The organism is Brachybacterium hainanense (genome assembly GCF_042434575.1).
GTDB lineage: Bacteria > Actinomycetota > Actinomycetes > Actinomycetales > Dermabacteraceae > Brachybacterium > Brachybacterium hainanense.
The window spans coordinates 79,642-94,107 of record NZ_JBHLSV010000007.1 but is presented as its reverse complement, the minus strand read 5'-3'; the positions used below and the strand labels follow the sequence as shown (position 1 = coordinate 94,107).

Below are 14,466 nucleotides of genomic sequence, written 5' to 3'. Positions count from 1 at the left end.
TTCGACGGTGAAAGGCAGGGGCGCGCGGGATCAGGCGGAGGTCGGGATCCCGTGATCGGCGCAGGCCTGGCGGACCTTCTCGACGAGCTCGTCCTGGTCGATGATCGAGTCGAGGATGACGACGTTCCCGAACTCGGTCACCGAGTTCTCGAGGTCCTTGCCGACGAAGAAGACGTCGGCGTCCGAGGGCGAGGCGGAGCCGAGGTCGGCGTGATCGACCTCGACACCGCTCGCGCCGACGGTCTTCAGCGCGCTCTCGATGTTCATGTGGACGAGGAAGGAGCTGCCGAGGCCGGAGCTGCACATGGCCATGAACTTCATGGTTCTCTCCTGTGTTCTGAGGGGGGTTCTGCGGGAGCGGGACACCGGTCGGCGTCCTGCGGGAGATGGTCCGGAGCCGGCGAACCGGGCTTCAGCGGGCAGGGGCGATCGCCGCCCTGACCTCGGCGTGGCTCCGGGCACGGGTGAGCCGGGTACGGGCCTCGGCGTCGATCAGCAGCGTGGCGAGCTGCGCCATGAGTCCGCGGTGCGCCTCGCCATCGGTGGCCGCCAGGACGAAGACGAGCGAGTCCTGGTGCGCGGGATCATCGGCGAGCGCGACCGGCTCCTCGAGCACGAGCAGCGCGAGCGCGGTCGCATCGACGCCCGCTTCGGGCCGGGCATGCGCGAGGGCGATCCCGAATCCGAGGTCCATGTAGGTGCCGCCGGGAGCGGCGATGTTCTCGAGGATCTGCTCCACGTACTCCGCGCGGACGGAGCCGTCGGCGAGCAGCGGGGCCGCGGCGAGGGTGACGGCCTCTCGCCAGGTGGTGCGCTGCGCGAACTGGATGCGGTCGTCGGTGAGCACGTCGTCGAGCATGATGTCTCCTGGTTCTCCCGGCTTCTCAGCGGGGGTTGTGCGGGGCGACGGCGGTGAACTGCGCCTGTGCCGCCTCCCCTGCGTAGAGGGTGATCCCGTGGACGCGGGGCGCCCCGGAGGGGTCGAAGGTCGTGGTCCGGGTCGCCAGGCGCAGGTCCTCGGATCCGATGCCCAGGTGCGCGGCCTCGTCGCCGGAGGGCCGGCGCAGGCCCACGGTGATGTCGCTGCGGCTCATGGTCAGCCCGTGGCAGACCTCGAGGTACCCGTAGAGGGACTGGTCGGAGAAGTCCTGGTCGACGAGATCGGCGAAGCGGTCGCCGTCCATCCAGGTGCGGGCGAGATGGTCGATCGTGCCGTCCAGCGAACGCACGCGGTCGATGCGCACGAGCTGGCTCCCCGGATCGAGGGCGAGGGCGCGGGCGATCTCCGGGGAGGCGAGGACGAACCCCTGGGCGATGACCTTCGAGGTCACGCGATGCCCCTCGTCGGTCTTCTGCCGGTGGAAGCCCCGCAGGTCGAGCCGCTCGGCCGCGGAGACGGGGGCGGCTCCGGCCACCACGGTCCCGCGCCCGTGGAGCCGGGTGAGGAGCCCATCCCGGATCAGATCGTCGATCGCTCGCCGCACGGTGATGCGGCTGACGCCGTGGAGGGCGCACAGCTCGTGCTCGGAGGCGATGAGCGTCCCTGCGGCGGCGTGCACGACGTCGGCGCGGAGGGCCTCGCGCACCCGCTGGTACTTGGGTACGGCAGCGCGCCCAGCAGTCGTCGACATGCGCGCACCTCCCTGCACGGCCTCGATGCTGCGAGCCGAGCGCGCCATGCACCCGACAAGACAACTTGTTATATCGAGTGATCATACGCAGGATCCGCCCTCCGGGAACCCCCTGCGGCTGTGACCCGCGCCGCAGGTCACGGCTCGGGGCCCATCACCGCAGGCGGGGGTCCTCCGTCGGGTCGCGGAAGGGCTGCGGGCATCCGGAGCGCGCGGCCTCGGGCCGAAGCTCCACATGCCACGGCTCGTTCTCGTAGACACGGCACAGCCCGTATCCCGCACCGCGGCGAGCGATCCAGTCCTGCGCCTGGACGCCTCCGATGTCGATCGCGTCCCCGGCGACGTGCGCCGACGTCTCCGGGGAGGCGACCCACCGCGCCGCCTCCTGGGCGGAGCCGCGCTCGGCGACCGCCCTGTCCAGCAGGTGCTGCTGGTAGGCCGGCGAGCGCCAGCCGCTCGTGACGTGGAAGACCGTGCCCTCGTTCTCCGCATCCGCCGCGGCGCGCTGCACCGCATCGCGGAGGTCCGGGTCCAGACCGGCGACGGCAGGGTGGTCCACGTCGAAGACGGAGACGTCCTCCCCCGCCCGGATCCGTCCTCCGTCGCGTCCGGTGGAGCCCGCCGCGGCGCCGCCCTGCTCCGGGGTCCCGGAGGCGAAGGTCCCAAGAGCGGTGAGGGCGAGCAGGAGGAGCCCGGCAGCCGCGATCAGCGGAAGGATCGGCGAGCGCCCGGGGGCGCTGCGGCGGGAAGCGGAGGAGTGGGCCGGGTGGCGGTGGGTCATGCCCTCATCCCAGGACGCCCCGTGTTGCACCGCCGTATGCGAGATCGCATACGCGGACGATATGCGGCTCCCCGTAGGCTTCGCCCATGCGAGTTCTGATCCTGGAGGACGAGCCGCTCCTGGCCGAGGCGATCCGCGACGGGCTGAGGCTCGCGGCCATCGCGGCGGACATCGCCCCGGACGGAGGCGCCGCCCTCGAGCTGCTGGACCTCCACGACTATGACGTCGCCGTGCTGGACCGGGACGTCCCGGGACCGAACGGGGACGAGGTCGCCCGGAGCATCGTCGCGCGCGGGACAGGACCGCTCGTGCTGATGCTGACCGCCGCGTCCCACCTGGATGACAAGGCGACGGGCTTCGAGCTGGGGGCGGACGACTACCTGACCAAGCCCTTCGCGATGCAGGAGCTCGTACTGCGCCTGCGCGCCCTCGCCCGGCGGGCGGAGCAGCATCGGCCGCCGGTGCTCGAGATCGCGGGGCTGCGACTGGACCCGTTCCGCCGCGAGGTGTTCCGGGAGGGACGTTACGTGGCCCTGACGCGCAAGCAGTTCGCGGTGCTCGAGGTGCTGGTGTCCGCCGGCGGCGGGATCGTGAGCGCCGAGGACCTGCTCGCCCGGGCCTGGGACGAGAACGCGGACCCGTTCACGAATGCGGTGCGGATCACCGTCTCCGCGCTGCGGAAGCGCCTCGGCCGGCCGTGGGTGATCGCGACGGTCCCCGGATCCGGATACCGGATCCAGGCGCCCGAGGACGCGGAGCCCTGATGCCCGCGCTCCTGCCGCGGCGCCGCGGGCTCAGCGTACGGCTGCGCCTGACCCTCAGCTACGCCGGGTTCCTGCTCCTCGCCGGAGCACTCCTGCTCGCCGTCGTCTGGGTCTTCCTGCTGCGCTACGTCCCCGACGGGACCATCATCACCGCGGGCCCGCATGTCCCGAACCGCGGGGACCTCCAGCGGGCGTTCATCCCGCGCGCCCTGTGGGCGATGGCGTTCCTTCTCGTCCTGGGCCTCGTCGGCGGCTGGTTCCTGGCCGGTCGGATGCTCGCACCTCTGCGGCGGATCACCGGAGCCGTCCGTCTTGCCGACGCGGGCTCGCTCGCCCATCGGATCGCGCTTCCCGGCCCGCGGGACGAGTTCCGGGAGCTGGCGGACGCCTTCGACGCGATGCTGGAGCGCGTCGAGACGCATGTCGGGGAGCAGAGCCGCTTCGCCGCGAACGCCTCCCACGAGCTGCGCACGCCGCTCGCCACGGCACGGGCGCTGCTCGAGGTCGCCCGCCAGGACCCTGCGGCCGACGTGCCCGCGCTGCTGGCCCGGCTCGAGGCCACCACGGCCCGGGCGAGCGCGCTCGCCGAGTCCCTGCTGCTGCTCAGCCGGGTCGAGAGCACAGCGCTCCGGACGGAGCCGACGGATCTGTCCCTCGCCGTGGAGGACGCGGCCGAGACGCTGCTGGTCCGTGCCGAGGCCCGAGGCGTCACCGTGCGGACGGACGCCGCGCCCGTCCTCGTGGACGGGAACCCGGAGCTGCTCGCCCAGCTCGTGGTGAACCTGGTGCACAACGGGATCGTGCACAACCTCCCGGCCGACGGCGAGGTGCAGGTGCGGCTCCGGGCCGACGGCTCCCGGGCGCTGCTGCAGGTCGAGAGCACCGGCGCCGTCCTGGACGAGGCGATCCTCTCCCAGCTGACCGAGCCCTTCGTCCGCGGGGCGGGGCGCACCCATGCGGACCCCGGGGCCGGGGCCCATGCGGGGCTCGGCCTCGCCATCGTGCGCAGCATCGTGGAGGCGCACGGCGGCGCGCTGGCCCTCCGCTCCCGGGCGGGCGGCGGGCTGCGCGTGGAGATCGTGCTGCCGCTGGCCGCGGGCGTCGGATCCGCGGGGGCGGGTCCGCGATAGATTCCCGTCATGGACGGAACGGCGCTGGTGGAACGTGCGGTCGATCGGGCGCAGGAGCTGCCCGGCGCACAGCTGACCCACCCCTTCGGCGAGGGCTGGGAGGTGTACAAGGTCAGCGGAAGAGTCTTCCTGCTGACGACCGCGCTGCGGGGCGTCCCGCTGGTCAATCTCAAGGCCCGGCCCGCCGACGGGGTCGCGCTGCGTCGCGCCTTCGCCTCGATCGCCCCGGGGTACCACATGGACAAGCGGCACTGGATCACGCTGCGCGGCGGGGAGGACCTGGACGGCGAGCTCGTCGACGACCTCGTCACCGAGTCCTACCTGCTGGTGCTGGAGAAGCTGCCGCGGCGGGCGCGGCCGGTGGATCCGGAGGAGTTCGCGCGCGTCGTCGCCGCACGACTCGCCCGCGGGCCCTCCCGCTCGTAGACTGGCCTCCCCTCCATGGAAGGACGTGCCCGATGGCGCGACGCACCACTGTCGAGCTCGTGGACGACCTCGACGGCACTCCCGCGACGGAGACGGTCATGTTCTCCCTGGACGGGGTGGGCTACGAGATCGACCTGAGCGCGAGCAACGCTGCGGCGATGCGGGCGGGGATGGCCTCCTGGCTCTCCGGGGCGCGGCGCGTCCCCGCCCGGGCGCTGCGGGAGCGCGGCGAGGAGCCCGCGCCGACGGATCCCTCGCGCCGCGGACGCCGGGACCCCGAGCAGCTGCGAGCGATTCGCAGGTGGGCCCGATCCCACGGCTACGAGGTCGGCGACCGCGGACGGATCCCGCAGACCGTCGAGGACGCGTACCATCGGGCGCACTGAGCGCTGGATGACGCCCTCCGGGCGCGCCGAGCTCACCCCTCGGCGTCGCCGCGGATGCCGAAGCGCAGGAGGCCCGGGACCCTGAGCATGAGCACCACGAGGAAGGCCGCCATGAGCAGGGCGGCGCCGAAGGTGGTCGCTCCCACGCCGACGTGCTCGGCGACCTGCCCCAGCACGAGCGCGGACACGGGCATGATCCCGATCGCGAGTTCCTGCACGCCGAGGGCGCGTCCATGGATCTCCGGCTCGGTCGTCATCAGCAGCAGGGTCGTCTGCAGCACGCCGAAGGCCGCGCTGAACAGGCCGATCAGAGCCATCAGGACGAAGGCCGGGCCGATCTTCTCCGTGAGGGCGAAGGCCGCCCAGGCCAGCGCCCAGGCCAGGGTGCCGAGCACGAACATCGCTCCCTTGCCCCGGAAGTCCCCGAGCCCGGCGATGATGAAGGAGCCCACAAGACCGCCGAGCCCCGCGCAGGTGAGCAGGGCGCCGAGCCCTGCCGCGTCCAGACCCAGCTGGGAATCGGCGAAGACCGGCATGAAGCTCTGGAAGATCGGCCAGAGCAGGGTGTTCGCGGCGAGCGTCACGAGCAGAACCGCGAGCGCCAGCCGGTTCGCGAGGATGCTTCCGATCCCGCTCGTGACCATCCGCAGGACGGAGGCGCCCTGGCGGGGTGCGGTCTGCGCCGATCGTCCACGACGCAGCGGGAGCAGCAGCGCGAAGGAGACCAGGTACCACAGCGTCGAGATCCAGATCGCGGCCGGCGCTCCGAGCACGGCGATCATCCCGCCGCCGAGCGCGGGACCGATCACCTGGGTCATGTTCATGGCGATCGAGTTCAGCGCATTGGCGTTGGACAGGTTACGCCGGCCCACGAGCTCGAGCACGAGGGCGGCTCGCGCGGGCTGCGACGGCGACTGCGCGAGGCCGATCGCGAGACCGCCGATCACGAGCGCGGCATAGCTGAGGTGCCCCGTGCTCGCGAGCAGGGCGACGATCGCGACGGCGGCGGTCGCCCACCCGCAGGCCAGCAGGAGCAGCCGGACCCGATCGATCGCATCGGCGAGGACCCCGGCGAACGGGCCCAGCAGCAGCGGGGCGAGCCGAGCAGCCGTGTAGAGGGCGACGAGGAACTCGGAGCCGGTGAGCTCATAGGCGAGCCAGCCCAGCACGAGGGTCTGCGTCCACACGCCGCCGAAGAAGAACAGGTTCGAGAACCACAGCAGCTGGAAGGGACGGTTCCCGCGCAGGGACGACAGCGCCGCCCCGAATCCGGGACGCGCCACGGGGGCTCCGCTCACGCGCGGTCCTCGGCGTCCTCGAGCAGGGCGACGATCTCGTCGAAGCCGCGCTGGGCGGCGAGATCCCGGGGCGAGGTCCCGTTCCCGTCGGGAATGCTCGGATCCGCACCGCCCGCCAGCAGCAGGCGGACCGTCTCGACCTGGTCGGGGCCGCCGTCGCCGAGGACGATCGCCTCGTGCAGGGCGGTCCAGCCGAGGTTGTTGACGTGGTCGACGGGGACCCCGGCCTCGAGGAGGATCGCGACGGTGCTGGTGTGGCCGTGCTCGCTCGCGGGGATCAGCGCGGTGCCGCCGTAGCGGTTGGTGCTGCGGACGTCCGCGCCGTGGGCGATGGCGGCGGAGAGGATCTCGTCCCTGCCCTCGGCCCCGGCGTACAGGAACGCCGAGTCCTGGATGTCGTCCTTCGCATCGGGATCCGCGCCGTCCTCCAGCAGGAGCAGGGCGAGCTCGACGTGGTCGGCGCGGGTGGCCAGCAGCAGCGCGGTGCGGCCGTCGCCGTCGCGGCCGTCGAGATCGGCACCGTCGGCCAGGGCGGCCCGGGCGGCCTCGGTCTCGCCGGTCCGGGCGGCGTCGAGGAGGGCTGTGGTCGGGGCGTCGGTGCTCATCGCGGTTCCTGTCCTGTCTGTCGTGTCCTGCGGCGCCGGGGAGGCGCCCTCGCGGTCCTGGCCGCCTGCGGTGCAGGCGGCCAGGGGGAGCGCCAGTGCGCTGAGGAGCAGCGCGCGACGGGTCGCGCTCATCGGTGCGTGATGCCGGGCCGATCAGATGACGACGTCGCCGGCCCGGGCGACGACGCGGCCGTTGGCGATCACGAGCTCGCGCCGCGGAGCGCGGACGATCGCGTCCGGCACGTTCTGGGCATCGATCAGGACGATGTCCGCCCGGGCGCCGGCGGCGATGTCGTGCACCTCGCGATGCACGTACGACGCGGCGGAGCTGGTGGCGAGCTTCCCGACCTCCACGAAGTCCTCGTCGTAGCGCACACGGTGGATGCGCGCGAAGTCGAGGGCGACGCGGAGGATGTCGCCGTCGCCGTAGGGCGACCACAGGTCGCGCACGCCGTCGGTGCCCATGCCCAGGCCGATGCCGAGCTCGCGCATCCGCGTCCACGGCAGCGGGGAGGACTTCACCGGGGCGACGGTGCTCCAGGAGATGCCGAGCTCGGCGAAGTCCTCGAGCAGCTGCTCCTGACGGGCACCGGCCATGTCGCCGAGCGCGAAGCCATGGGCGATGTTGACCTTGCCGACGAGGCCCGTCCGGCGCACCCGGTCGATGATGAGGTCGTACTCGAAGGCGCCCAGGTCACCGCCGGCGTGGAGATGGATGTCGATGCCGCAGCCGTGCTTCTCGGCGATGCGGAACAGCCCGTCGAGCTGCGCGACCGGGTCGCGGTCGATCAGGCACGGGTCCAGGCCGCCGATGTTCTCGGCGCCCTCCGCGGCCGCCTTGTCCAGCAGGTCGAGGACGCCGTCGCGGCGGATCACGCCGTCCTGCGGGAACGCGACGACCTCGACCTGGACGGCGCCGTCCAGGCGGGCGGCGGCCTCATGCAGGGAATGGATGCCGTCCAGGCCGACACCCAGATCGACGTCGACGTGGCTGCGGGTGGCGGTGGTGCCGTGACGCAGGAACTCGCGCAGCACCAGCTCGGTCGCCTCGGGGCTGGGGATGTCGTACTTGGCGCGCTCGGCCCGCTCGTGGGCGATGCGGCCCTGGGTGGTGGCCTCGCCGCCGTAGGAGACCCAGGGATGGCCCCACCAGGACTTGTCGGCGTGGGCGTGGGCGTTGACGAAGCCGGGGATCGCGAGGTGGCCGTGTCCGTCGATGACCTCGGCTCCCGCCGGGATCTCGGAGCCGGTCGGGCGCAGCTCGGTGATGGTCGATCCGTCGATGACGACGTCGACGGCGTCCGCGCCCCAGGGACGCACATTGCGGAGGATCTTCTCAGTCATGCCGAAATGGTATACCAAAGATTCCGCGGCTGTCATTCCCGCCTCCTCCCTCGCGCCGCCTCGGCCTGCCCCCGAGCGCGGGCCCCGGCGTCGGGGACCGCTCAGAGGCCGTGCCTCGACCTGCGCTGCTCCTCGCTCGCGCGCAGATGCGCGGACGCGAGGCGAGCCACCTCCTCCCGGTCCTGCGCGGCGACCGCCTCGCAGAGCTCCGCGTGCTGCCCTGCGGTCCCGAGCAGATCATCGTGCTGCGACATGAACCACCGCATGCGGCTGCCCATGAGCTGTCCGATCTCCCCCAGCATCCCGTTCCCGGCGATCTCGATGATGCACTCGTGGAAGTCCGCGGCCGCACGGCGGGCCCGGACCCCGTCGCCCGCACGGGCGGCCGCGAGCTCGCGGTCCACGACGGCCCGCAGCCGGGCGAGCCCCTCCTCGGTGCGGCGCTGGGCGGCCAGACGGAAGGCGAGGGTCTCGAAGGCCTCGCGGACCTCCGTGAACTCGGCGATGTCCTGCGCGGTGAACTCCCGCACGACGGCCCAGGTGCGCGGGCGCAGCGTCACGAGCCCCTCGGCGGCGAGGGCCTTGAGCGCCTCCCGCACCGGGACCCGGCTCACGCCGAGCTCCTCGGCGAGCTCGCGTTCGACGAGGCGGCTGCCGGGCGCACGCTCCCCGTCGAGGATCTGGTCGCGTAGATGGCCGATGAGGCGATCGGATTCAGGAGCGGAGTCGGCGGAGTTGGCCATGGGACCATCCTCGCAGGTCCGCTCCCGGCTACTCTGACCGCAGGCGGCGGCGAGCCCCGCCGCGACCGGAAGGGGACCCATGGGCGGGACGATTGCGAAGGGCGGCGGCGACGCTCCGCGGGAGCTCAGCCGCGCCGAGCAGGTCGATGCCGCGACCCCGGACAGCCGCAACCGGGTCGTGGACCTGCTACGCGCCGCTGCGATCACGGTCGTCGTGCTCGGCCACTGGACGATCATCGCCGTCAGCGCCGATGGCGGGATCCAGCCCCATGGGGTGCTGGACCGAGCGTCCTGGACGCATCCGCTGACCTGGATCTTCCAGGTGATGCCGATCTTCTTCCTGGTCGGCGGCTACTCCAACGCCCTGTCCTGGCGATCCGCGCGCCGCAAGGGCCTCGGCTACGCACCCTGGCTGCGGGCGCGCCTGCGGCGCCTGGGGCTCCCCCTGATCCCGCTGCTGCTGGCCTGGCTCGGGATCAGCGCCATCGGCCTCGCCGCCGGGGCGCCCGAGGCGACCCTGCAGCTGGCCACGCAGATGGCGCTCGTGCCCACCTGGTTCCTGGCCGCATATCTGCTGGTGATCCTCGTGGCTCCCGCCTGCTTCGTGCTCTGGGAGCGGCTGGGCTGGTTCTCGATCCTCGCTGGGATCGTCCTTGCCGGCGCCGTCGACGCGGTGAGCATCGTCGCCGACGCTCCCCTGCTGGGCTATCCGAACTATCTGCTGGTGTGGGCGAGCTTCCACCAGGTCGGCGTCGCCTGGCTGGACGGGCGCCTGTCGGGGCCGTGGCGCCGGCTCACCCTGGTGGGCGTCGGGCTGCTGGGCCTCGGCGTGCTCGTGGGTCCGGGCCCGTATCCGGTCTCGATGATCACGGCGGGCACGGACGAGATCTCCAACTCGAGCCCGACGCGCGTGACCATGGCGTTCCTCGGCATGGCCCAGGCGGGGATCGTGCTGCTCCTCGAACGTCCGCTCGCGGCGTGGCTGCGGCGTCCGCGGGTGTGGTTCGTGACGGTCCTCGTGAACCAGCGGATCATGAGCTGGTTCCTGTGGCACCTGACGGCCCTGGTGGGGCTCGCGCATCTGCTGCTCGCGCTGGACGCGCGGGTGCTGCTGCCGGAGCCGCTGAGCGGGATCTGGTGGGCGACGCGCCCGCTGTGGTGCCTGGCGCTGCTGATCCTGACCGGGATGATGGTCCTCGCCGTCGGCCGCGTCGAGTCGCCGCGACCGGATCCGCGCCCGGATGCGCCGCTCGCCCAGTCCCTCGCCGCGGCGATCGCGATCTGTGCGGGCCTCGCCATCATGGCCGACGCGGGCATGGTCGGCCCGGGCGGCCTGCAGTGGGCCTGGCCGCTGCTGACCCTCGCCGGGCTCGCGAGCCTCCTCCTGCGCCCGCGCCGGTCCCGGGCAGTCCCGACCGCCTGACCGGCGGGCAGCGGCGCACCGGGCAGGAAGCGGGCAACGGCGAGCCGGTCCGGAGCGGCGACGGGTGGGCACCGGCCTCCCCGGAGCACCACAGATCCGGTTCCCACCGCTGACCACCTCCCGTTGACCGTCGTTGAGGCACAGGCCCGTCACGACGGAGTCGCTGACCGCCGTTGAGGCAGAGCCGACAGGGTTCTGCCTCAACGGCGGTCAGCGACGGCGGGCCCAGGTCGTTCTGCCTCAACACCGGTCAACCACAGCGGGCCCACGTCACTCTGCCTCAACACCGGTCAACCACAGCGGGCCCACGTGGCTCTGCCTCAACGGCGGTCAGCCGCAGCAGGCCGTGGGATTCTGGCTCATCACCGGTCAGGCCGAGGCCGGTGACGGCGGATGAGAGCGGCATCGGCCCGGGGCCTCCCGGATCGGCAGCCTGCGCGCTATCGCTCACGTTCCCCGGGTTCACGCAGGTCCCCGCAGGCGGCGGAGAATACGGTGGTGCTCCGGAGATCCCGACGGAAGGCTTCAGGACCGATGTCCGCTGCACGAGCGCGCCGCCTGCGCGTGGTCACGTTCAACATCCACCACGGGGCGGATGCCCACGACCGTCTCGACCTCGGGGCCGTGATCGAGGTCCTGCGGAGCGCGGACGCGGACGTCCTCGCCCTGCAGGAGGTCGACCGCTTCTGGGCACGCAGCGACCTCGCCGACCAGCCGACCCTGATCGCGGAGGCCCTCGGCATGCATGTCGCCTTCGCGCCGGCGCTCACCCTCGCCCCGGAGCCCGGCTCCTCGGCGCCCCGCGAGTACGGCCACGCCCTGCTGTCCCGTGCCCCGCTGCACGAGGTCGCGCGGATCCCCCTGCCCACGGACGGCCCCTCCTCGATCACGGAGCCGCGACTGGTGCTGCGCGCCCGCATCGAGATCGACGGCACGAGCGTGGCCGTGGGCGCCACCCACCTGGACCCTCTCGACAGCGGGCTGCGAGAACGCCAGGCACGCGCGCTGCTCGCCGCGCTTCCGGAGCAAGGGCCGATGATCCTCGCCGGGGACCTGAACTCCTCCCCGGAGGATCCCGCGCTGCACCTGCTGCGCACCCGTCTGGACGACGTCTGGACGCAGGATGCGCCGGGCATCACCTTCGTCGGCGACGGCCAGGACCCGCATGCCGCCAGGATCGACTACGTCCTCGCGCGGGGCCTCGACCACCACGGCGCAGAGGTCCTCGAGTCCGCCCGCGGGGTCTCTGACCATCTGCCGCTGCTCGCGAAGCTGGGCGTGCCGGAGCTCAGTCCGTGCGAGCGCCCCGTTGCCCCTGATACCCGGCGCGCATAGAGAGTACGTCTCTCGGGTGGGCGGGAAAACCATGAAGGTTCTCCATGCCTGCATCCACGCACCCCTCGCTCGGCGCCGCTCTCACCCACAGCCGGGCAGGAACCCTCGGCCTGCTCTCCGTCCCCCTCAGCGCCGTGGCGGGATCGAGCCTGGGTGGGATGCTGGTCGACGCGGCGAGTGCGCGGGCCGCCCTGTGGGCCGCTCCGATCGTGCTCCTGGCCGCGACGGCGATCGTCGTCCTGCGCCGACGGACGATCAGCTGAGGTGCGTCCCCGCCGACCGAGGCGACCCCGGCGACGGCGGCAGGTGCGGCGACGCGGACGTGGCGTCTCTCGTGCCCGGTCCCCGGCCCGGGGCGGCCGCCTCGTGCTCGTCCGCGAGGATCCGCCGCACTTCCGCGGCGATCAGCTCCGGCTCGGTCATCGGCACCAGATGCCCGGAACGCTCGGCCCGGACGTGACGTCCTCGTCCATGGGCGCGGGCCGATGCCTCGTGCGCGGCGACGAGGCTGTCGCGCAGCCCCCGTTCGAGGCGGCTCGCCTGCACCCCGGAGATCCACGTGACCGGGACGTCGGGCAGCTGCGGCGGGTGATCGCGCAGCTCTACGAGGTCCGGTCCGCTCGCGGCCATCTCCGCGGCGGCCGCCCGCGCGGCCGGCACGGTGGAGGACTCGTCGAGCAGCCGGGCCGCCGCCTCCTGCGGAAGTCCCGCCGTCATCGGCCGGACGCCGGCGGCGATCAGCCCGAGCCGCGCCAGCAATGGCATGAGCGGCACCGCGAGCGCCGTCTGGAGCGCGTTGGCGCGGCTGAAGTAGGCGAGGCATCGTTCGTCGGAGGGGTCCACGAGCACGAGGCCCTGCACCCGCCGCGGGTGCGCCTCGGCGAAGCGGCGCACGATGGGTCCGCCCCAGCTGTGCCCCACCAGCACCAGCGGCCGCTCGACGCGGGCGGTCACCGCGTGCAGGTCCGCGACCAGGGACGGCAGCCTGCGATCGTCCTGGGCGGGCTCGCTGCGCCCGAGTCCGGCCCTGTCGTACACGAGGACCCGCGCGTGCGGCTCGAGCAGCGGCACGAGCCCCGCCCAGCTGTCACGGGTCGCCCCCAGCCCGGCCTCGAGGACGACGACGGCCTCGCCCTGCCCGGTCAGCCGGGAGTGCAGACGACGTCCGTCGCGGCTGACCGGATCCTCCTCGAGCCCTCCTGCCGGTCCGGTCACGCGAGCTGCTCCTCGTACCATGCGATCTTCTCCGCCAGGCGATCACGCCGCGTCCGGAGCAGGGCGATCTGCTCGTCCACGGCGGCCGCGTGCTCGCGCAGGAGCTGGGCGCGCTCCGCCATCGTCGCCGGGTCGGTGCACATCTCCCCGTACCGGCGCAGCCGCTCGATCGGCATCCCGGTGCCCCGCAGGCACTGCAGCAGGTCCAGGGTCGCGAGGTCCGCTTCGGAATAGGTCCGGTGGCCTGCGGCGGTCCGCGCGACCGGCGGGAGGATCCCTTCCCGCTCGTAGTAGCGCAGCGTGTCCAGGGAGAATCCGGTGCGCCGGGCGGCCTCCGCCGGGGTGTAGGTCGTCATGCTCGGAGGCTACCGCTTGACCTGGAGCGCGCTCCAGCCTCGAGGCTCCTGCCATGACCGCATCCCGCAGCCCGTCCGACCGCCTCTCCCCCGCCACGCCGCTGATCCTCGGCGCCATGTCCTTCGGGACGCGCATCGACGAGGAGACCTCCTTCGCCGTGCTCGACCGCTTCGTCGAGCGCGGCGGCCGATGGATCGACACCGCCGACTGCTACGCGTTCTGGGACTCCCCGGACGGCATGGGCGGTGCGAGCGAACGCGTCCTCGGACGCTGGCTCGCGGCCCGCCCCGGCATGCGCTCCCGCGTCCTGATCTCGACCAAGGCGGGTGCGCAGCCGCTCTGGGCAGGGTCCTGGCCCGCGCAGCGCAGCGGGCTCGGCCGGCGCGCGGTCCACGAGGCCGTCGCCGGGAGCCTGGAGCGACTCGGCGTCGAGTCCGTGGACCTGCTCTGGCTGCACCAGGAGGACAGGGCCACGCCGATCGAGGAGACGGTCGAGGCTATCGCCGAGCTCGTCGCGACCGGCCGCGTCGCCCGGGTCGGCGCCTCGAACCATCCCGCCTGGCGGGTCGAGCGGGCGCGCGCCCATGCCGCCTCCCTCGGCACGGTCCCGATCGATGCGCTGCAGCTGAGCGCGACCTACCTGCGGCCGCGCCCCGGTGCCCAGCCCGCCGGCAACGTCCATCCCGCCGGAGTGCTGAGCGATGAGCAGCGCGACTACGCCCGCACGCACCGGCTCGAGGTCTGGGCGTACACGGCGTTGCTGGGCGGTGCGTACGACCGCGAGGACCGGCCCATCGACCCGGTCTTCGAGCATCCGGGCTCACAGCGTCGCCTGGCCGCGCTCACCGAGGTCGCAGGCGCCACCGGATCCAGCCGCGGCCAGGTGGTGCTGGCCTGGCTGGTCGCCCAGGGGATCCGCCCGATCCTGGGCGGGTCCACGGTCCCTCAGCTGGACGCGGCCCTCGACGGGGCGGGGCTGGAGCTGTCCGCGGAGCACCTCGCCAAGCTGGACGCGGCCGCCTGACCCT

General features: G+C 73.0%; 18 protein-coding genes. 8 read left to right on the top strand and 10 right to left on the bottom strand.

Annotated elements, in window-relative coordinates; translation table 11 throughout:
• Nucleotides 1-30: 30 nt before the first annotated feature.
• The 4 genes from ACFFF6_RS07925 to ACFFF6_RS07910 form a co-directional block, all read right to left on the bottom strand.
• Complete coding sequence (locus ACFFF6_RS07925; RefSeq protein ID WP_376979814.1) at nt 31-321, bottom strand: PTS sugar transporter subunit IIB; 291 nt, start codon at nt 319-321, stop codon at nt 31-33.
• 91 nt (nt 322-412) lie between these two features.
• Entirely contained in the window at nt 413-859 is a 447-nt protein-coding gene (locus ACFFF6_RS07920; RefSeq protein WP_376979813.1) for a PTS sugar transporter subunit IIA, read from the bottom strand.
• A 25-nt stretch (nt 860-884) separates the two neighbouring features.
• Nucleotides 885-1,631, bottom strand: a complete 747-nt coding sequence (locus ACFFF6_RS07915) for a GntR family transcriptional regulator (protein ID WP_376979811.1) — start codon at nt 1,629-1,631, stop codon at nt 885-887.
• A 154-nt stretch (nt 1,632-1,785) separates the two neighbouring features.
• Nucleotides 1,786-2,412, bottom strand: a complete 627-nt coding sequence (locus tag ACFFF6_RS07910; protein WP_376979809.1) for a M15 family metallopeptidase — start codon at nt 2,410-2,412, stop codon at nt 1,786-1,788.
• A gap of 86 nt (nt 2,413-2,498) precedes the next feature.
• Here ACFFF6_RS07910 and ACFFF6_RS07905 point away from each other — a divergent pair, with 86 nt between their 5' ends.
• From ACFFF6_RS07905 to ACFFF6_RS07890, 4 genes are read left to right on the top strand one after another with little or no spacing between them, the layout of a single operon-like run.
• Nucleotides 2,499-3,176 carry a response regulator transcription factor gene (locus ACFFF6_RS07905; RefSeq protein ID WP_376979807.1) on the top strand — a complete coding sequence of 226 codons (678 nt, stop codon included), beginning with the start codon at nt 2,499-2,501 and terminating at the stop codon, nt 3,174-3,176.
• Nucleotides 3,176-4,306, top strand: a complete 1,131-nt coding sequence (locus tag ACFFF6_RS07900) for a sensor histidine kinase (protein ID WP_376979805.1) — start codon at nt 3,176-3,178, stop codon at nt 4,304-4,306. The genes ACFFF6_RS07905 and ACFFF6_RS07900 overlap by 1 nt, the downstream gene beginning before the upstream one ends.
• A 9-nt stretch (nt 4,307-4,315) precedes the next feature.
• Nucleotides 4,316-4,732, top strand: a complete 417-nt coding sequence (locus ACFFF6_RS07895) for an MmcQ/YjbR family DNA-binding protein (protein WP_376979796.1) — start codon at nt 4,316-4,318, stop codon at nt 4,730-4,732.
• 32 nt (nt 4,733-4,764) lie between these two features.
• Nucleotides 4,765-5,118, top strand: coding sequence for a histone-like nucleoid-structuring protein Lsr2 (locus ACFFF6_RS07890; protein ID WP_376979794.1), 354 nt, complete (start codon nt 4,765-4,767; stop codon nt 5,116-5,118).
• A gap of 32 nt (nt 5,119-5,150) precedes the next feature.
• On the opposite strand, the gene ACFFF6_RS07885 is transcribed toward ACFFF6_RS07890, so the two are convergent.
• From ACFFF6_RS07885 to ACFFF6_RS07870, 4 genes are all read right to left on the bottom strand, one after another.
• On the bottom strand, nt 5,151-6,416 hold the full coding sequence (locus ACFFF6_RS07885) for an MFS transporter (RefSeq protein WP_376979792.1): 1,266 nt from the start codon (nt 6,414-6,416) through the stop codon (nt 5,151-5,153).
• Entirely contained in the window at nt 6,413-7,153 is a 741-nt protein-coding gene (locus tag ACFFF6_RS07880) for an ankyrin repeat domain-containing protein (protein WP_376979790.1), read from the bottom strand. Before ACFFF6_RS07880 ends, ACFFF6_RS07885 begins: the two co-directional genes overlap by 4 nt.
• Before the next feature lie 21 nt (nt 7,154-7,174).
• Nucleotides 7,175-8,365: an amidohydrolase family protein gene (locus tag ACFFF6_RS07875; RefSeq protein WP_376979788.1), complete on the bottom strand. Its 1,191-nt coding sequence runs from the start codon at nt 8,363-8,365 to the stop codon at nt 7,175-7,177.
• Nucleotides 8,366-8,466: 101 nt separating this feature from the next.
• Nucleotides 8,467-9,108, bottom strand: coding sequence for a GntR family transcriptional regulator (locus ACFFF6_RS07870; protein ID WP_376979787.1), 642 nt, complete (start codon nt 9,106-9,108; stop codon nt 8,467-8,469).
• Between the two features lie 79 nt (nt 9,109-9,187).
• On the opposite strand from ACFFF6_RS07870, the gene ACFFF6_RS07865 reads away from it, so the two are divergent.
• From ACFFF6_RS07865 to ACFFF6_RS07855, 3 genes are all read left to right on the top strand, one after another.
• On the top strand, nt 9,188-10,531 hold the full coding sequence (locus ACFFF6_RS07865; protein ID WP_376979785.1) for an acyltransferase family protein: 1,344 nt from the start codon (nt 9,188-9,190) through the stop codon (nt 10,529-10,531).
• 534 nt (nt 10,532-11,065) lie between these two features.
• Nucleotides 11,066-11,866, top strand: a complete 801-nt coding sequence (locus ACFFF6_RS07860; RefSeq protein ID WP_376979783.1) for an endonuclease/exonuclease/phosphatase family protein — start codon at nt 11,066-11,068, stop codon at nt 11,864-11,866.
• Nucleotides 11,867-11,910: 44 nt separating this feature from the next.
• A complete protein-coding gene (locus ACFFF6_RS07855; RefSeq protein WP_376979781.1) occupies nt 11,911-12,129 on the top strand; it encodes a hypothetical protein in 219 nt (72 codons plus the stop codon).
• On the opposite strand, the gene ACFFF6_RS07850 is transcribed toward ACFFF6_RS07855, so the two are convergent.
• Both ACFFF6_RS07850 and ACFFF6_RS07845 read right to left on the bottom strand, forming a co-directional pair.
• Nucleotides 12,122-13,081, bottom strand: a complete 960-nt coding sequence (locus ACFFF6_RS07850; RefSeq protein ID WP_376979779.1) for an alpha/beta fold hydrolase — start codon at nt 13,079-13,081, stop codon at nt 12,122-12,124. The genes ACFFF6_RS07855 and ACFFF6_RS07850 overlap by 8 nt on opposite strands.
• Complete coding sequence (locus tag ACFFF6_RS07845) at nt 13,078-13,437, bottom strand: MerR family transcriptional regulator (protein ID WP_376979777.1); 360 nt, start codon at nt 13,435-13,437, stop codon at nt 13,078-13,080. Before ACFFF6_RS07845 ends, ACFFF6_RS07850 begins: the two co-directional genes overlap by 4 nt.
• A gap of 53 nt (nt 13,438-13,490) precedes the next feature.
• Here ACFFF6_RS07845 and ACFFF6_RS07840 point away from each other — a divergent pair, with 53 nt between their 5' ends.
• Complete coding sequence (locus tag ACFFF6_RS07840; protein ID WP_376979775.1) at nt 13,491-14,462, top strand: aldo/keto reductase; 972 nt, start codon at nt 13,491-13,493, stop codon at nt 14,460-14,462.
• Nucleotides 14,463-14,466: the final 4 nt, after the last annotated feature.

Coding starts and splice junctions, on each gene's coding strand:
- ACFFF6_RS07890 (WP_376979794.1), top strand. CDS start 4,765: ATGGCGCGACGCACCACTGTCGAGCTCGTGGACGACCTCGACGGCACT.
- ACFFF6_RS07840 (WP_376979775.1), top strand. CDS start 13,491: ATGACCGCATCCCGCAGCCCGTCCGACCGCCTCTCCCCCGCCACGCCG.
- ACFFF6_RS07900 (WP_376979805.1), top strand. CDS start 3,176: ATGCCCGCGCTCCTGCCGCGGCGCCGCGGGCTCAGCGTACGGCTGCGC.
- ACFFF6_RS07895 (WP_376979796.1), top strand. CDS start 4,316: ATGGACGGAACGGCGCTGGTGGAACGTGCGGTCGATCGGGCGCAGGAG.
- ACFFF6_RS07865 (WP_376979785.1), top strand. CDS start 9,188: ATGGGCGGGACGATTGCGAAGGGCGGCGGCGACGCTCCGCGGGAGCTC.
- ACFFF6_RS07870 (WP_376979787.1), bottom strand. CDS start 9,108: ATGGCCAACTCCGCCGACTCCGCTCCTGAATCCGATCGCCTCATCGGC.
- ACFFF6_RS07875 (WP_376979788.1), bottom strand. CDS start 8,365: ATGACTGAGAAGATCCTCCGCAATGTGCGTCCCTGGGGCGCGGACGCC.
- ACFFF6_RS07925 (WP_376979814.1), bottom strand. CDS start 321: ATGAAGTTCATGGCCATGTGCAGCTCCGGCCTCGGCAGCTCCTTCCTC.
- ACFFF6_RS07880 (WP_376979790.1), bottom strand. CDS start 7,153: ATGAGCGCGACCCGTCGCGCGCTGCTCCTCAGCGCACTGGCGCTCCCC.
- ACFFF6_RS07910 (WP_376979809.1), bottom strand. CDS start 2,412: ATGACCCACCGCCACCCGGCCCACTCCTCCGCTTCCCGCCGCAGCGCC.
- ACFFF6_RS07915 (WP_376979811.1), bottom strand. CDS start 1,631: ATGTCGACGACTGCTGGGCGCGCTGCCGTACCCAAGTACCAGCGGGTG.
- ACFFF6_RS07845 (WP_376979777.1), bottom strand. CDS start 13,437: ATGACGACCTACACCCCGGCGGAGGCCGCCCGGCGCACCGGATTCTCC.
- ACFFF6_RS07920 (WP_376979813.1), bottom strand. CDS start 859: ATGCTCGACGACGTGCTCACCGACGACCGCATCCAGTTCGCGCAGCGC.
- ACFFF6_RS07905 (WP_376979807.1), top strand. CDS start 2,499: ATGCGAGTTCTGATCCTGGAGGACGAGCCGCTCCTGGCCGAGGCGATC.
- ACFFF6_RS07855 (WP_376979781.1), top strand. CDS start 11,911: ATGCCTGCATCCACGCACCCCTCGCTCGGCGCCGCTCTCACCCACAGC.
- ACFFF6_RS07860 (WP_376979783.1), top strand. CDS start 11,066: ATGTCCGCTGCACGAGCGCGCCGCCTGCGCGTGGTCACGTTCAACATC.